This is a genomic window from Stenotrophomonas sp. Sm2128 (assembly GCF_030985535.1).
Classification (GTDB): domain Bacteria; phylum Pseudomonadota; class Gammaproteobacteria; order Xanthomonadales; family Xanthomonadaceae; genus Stenotrophomonas; species Stenotrophomonas maltophilia.
Genome location: NZ_JAPTFQ010000159.1, coordinates 1 through 1,288 on the forward strand (window position 1 = coordinate 1; position 1,288 = coordinate 1,288).

General features: G+C 67.2%; 3 protein-coding genes. 1 reads left to right on the forward strand and 2 read right to left on the reverse strand.

Features of this window, described 5'->3' with window-relative positions:
* A partial coding sequence (locus O0K41_RS22230; protein WP_308304568.1) for a hypothetical protein occupies positions 1-214 on the forward strand: 214 nt, incomplete at its 5' end.
* A 30-nt stretch (positions 215-244) separates the two neighbouring features.
* Here the strand turns inward: O0K41_RS22230 and msrA are convergent.
* Both msrA and O0K41_RS22240 read right to left on the reverse strand, forming a co-directional pair.
* On the reverse strand, positions 245-910 hold the full coding sequence (msrA, locus tag O0K41_RS22235) for a peptide-methionine (S)-S-oxide reductase MsrA (protein ID WP_049461128.1): 666 nt from the start codon (positions 908-910) through the stop codon (positions 245-247).
* Positions 911-940: 30 nt separating this feature from the next.
* On the reverse strand, positions 941-1,204 hold the full coding sequence (locus tag O0K41_RS22240) for a DUF2007 domain-containing protein (protein ID WP_049450145.1): 264 nt from the start codon (positions 1,202-1,204) through the stop codon (positions 941-943).
* Positions 1,205-1,288: the final 84 nt, after the last annotated feature.

The window sequence follows — 1,288 nt, forward strand, 5'->3', positions numbered from 1 at the left end:
TTTGCTTGCGAAGCACTGCTTCGCAAGCGCCCGAACGCACAGCCGCCAGCGGCTGGGCCGGACCGCGGAGCGGGGTTCACGGCGTGTCCTGCCAACCCACACCGCCCCACCCAACAAGCAGCAACCCAGAGCCGCTTTGGCTTTGGCTTTGGCTTTGGCTTTGGCTTTGGCTTTGGCTTTGGCTTTGGCTTTGGCCTTGGCTTTCAGCCGTTGACGTCGCCCGCCGCAGGCGGACCACCGCGCGTCAGCGCGGCGCCTCCACATCCAACCCGATCGGGCAGCTCACGCCGGTGCCGCCGATGCCGCAGTAGCCGTTCGGATTCTTCGCCAGGTACTGCTGGTGATAGTCCTCGGCGTAGTAGTACGCCGGTGCCGGGTACACGATCTCGGTGGTGATCGGGGCGTAGCCGGCCGCATCCAGCTGCGCCTGGTAGGCCTCGCGGCTGGCCAGCGCGGCCTTGTACTGGGCTTCGTCGGTGGTGTGGATCGCCGAGCGGTACTGGGTGCCGGTGTCGTTGCCCTGGCGCATGCCCTGGGTCGGGTCGTGGCTCTCCCAGAACAGCTGCAACAAGCGCTCCAGGCTCACCACCGCCGGGTCGAACACCACCTGCACCACTTCGGTGTGGCCGGTCAGGCCCGAACAGACCTCTTCATAGGTCGGGTTCGGAGTGATGCCCCCGGCATAGCCCACCGAGGTGCTGTACACGCCCGGTTCGGTCCAGAACTTGCGCTCGGCGCCCCAGAAGCAGCCCAGCGCGAAACGGATCTGCTGCAGGCCGGCAAAACGGTCCTTCAGCGGATGGCTGTTCACGAAGTGCTGGTTGCTGTGCAGCGGCAGCGGCTGGTCACGCCCCGGCAGCGCCTCTTCCGGGCGCGGCAGGCGCTGCTTGAAGGCGCCGATGCCGAGGATGCCCTGGCCAATTCCCAACATGATGCGCTCCTACGCCGGACGTCCGGCTATGTCGTCTGCATCTGAAATGGGGGCGTCCGGCGCGTGGCCCAAGTCCAGCGCCGCCACGATGTCCTCGGCCTGCGGGCGTGCCGCTTCGGGGATTCCCACCCGCAGCACACCGAACAGCGGCAGCTCGCCCATGCCGCCCAGCAGCTGCTCGCCAAACACGAAGGCCGGGATACCGGCATCTTCCAGCGCGTGCTTGACCAGGTGGGCGTCGAACAGGTTGTCGGCCTTGTACACGATGTGCATGCGGCGGCTCCGTGGGACAGGGTTCCAGCATACGCCCGGGGGCTGAATGGTGGTGCTGACGGCGCATGACCGTTCTGCCGGCCC